Below are 1,303 nucleotides of genomic sequence, written 5' to 3' on the forward strand. Positions count from 1 at the left end.
CATCGCCACGTACCAGCTTGACCAGGGCATGCTCGCCGACTGCGCCGTCGACATCGCCGTCAACCGCGCCTACACCCACCAGGTCGCCTGGGAGGCCGACCAGCCGCACACCGACCGCAAGACCCTGCACGCCAAGGCCTCCACCGCCAAGCTCGCCGCGAGCGAGGCCGCGGGCCGGGTCGCCGACCGGTGCCTGCAGATCTTCGGCGGGCGCGGCTACGACCGCTCCTGTCCCGTCGAGCGCATCTACCGCGAGTTGCGCGTCGACCGCATCTGGGAGGGCACCTCCGAGATCCAGCGGCTGATCATCGCCAACGAGCTCATCAAGCGCGGCACGGGCGCACTCGCCCTGCCCACGCACTGACCCCGCCCACTCCCGATCACCACACAGCGAGGACTTCCATGGACTTCCGCCTCACCCCGCGCCAGGTACAGCTCAAGGCCGACGCGCGTGCCCTCACCGACTTCATCGCCGCCTACGAGAGCCGGTGCGAGGAGGACAACGGCCTGCCCGCGAGCGCGCACGCCACGATCCGCGACGCGGTGCTCGACGCTGGCCTCCAGGCCGTCAACATGCCGGCCGAATGGGGCGGCGCCGGCCTCACCATCGCCGAACAGGTCACCGTCCAGGAGGAGTTGGGCCGGCTCACGGGCGCCCTGTGGGACATGGTGTGGCGGCCCGCCAACGCACTGCGGTTCTGCACCCCGGAGCAGCGCGAGCGCTTCCTGATCCCGGTCATCAGGGGTGAACGGCGGGACTGCTACGCGGTCACCGAGCCCGGTGCCGGGTCGGACCCGCAGAACCTCGCCACCACGGCGACGAAGAACGACCAGGGCTGGGTGCTCAACGGGGAGAAGTGGTTCGTGACGGTCGGCGACCACGCCGACTTCATGATCGTCCTCGCCGCGGCGGGCCCGGAGCGCGCCCCGACGCTGTTCCTCGTCGACAAGGACACCCCCGGCATCGAGATGACGCGCGTCCCGCGCTTCATGCACACCTTCGTCTACGAGCACCCCGAGTTCACGTTCACCGACGTCCAGGTGGACGAGGACGCGGTGCTCGGCGGCATCGGCGAGGGGTACGACATCACCCGCTCCTGGTTCACCGAGGAACGCCTGATGATCGCGGCACGCACCACCGGTGCGGCCGAGCGGGCGCTGGAACTGGCCCGTGACTGGGCCGTGGAGCGCGAGCAGTTCGGCGCCCCCATCGCCACGTACCAGCTGGTCCAGGGCATGCTCGCCGACTGCGCCGTCGACATCGCCGTCAACCGCGCCTACACCCACCAGGTCGCCTGGGAGG

At 70.5% G+C, this 1,303-nt stretch carries 2 protein-coding genes; both read left to right on the forward strand.

The genetic code is table 11. The features are described from left to right. On the forward strand, window positions 1–364 hold a 364-nt coding region (locus ACFW2E_RS47105; RefSeq protein WP_384478383.1), incomplete at its 5' end, for an acyl-CoA dehydrogenase family protein. A 38-nt stretch (window positions 365–402) separates the two neighbouring features. Beyond that, on the forward strand, window positions 403–1,303 hold a 901-nt coding region (locus ACFW2E_RS47110; protein WP_384478386.1), incomplete at its 3' end, for an acyl-CoA dehydrogenase family protein.

Origin of the sequence: Streptomyces sp. NPDC058964 (assembly GCF_042741275.1) — a bacterium.
Classification (GTDB): Bacteria; Actinomycetota; Actinomycetes; order Streptomycetales; family Streptomycetaceae; genus Streptomyces.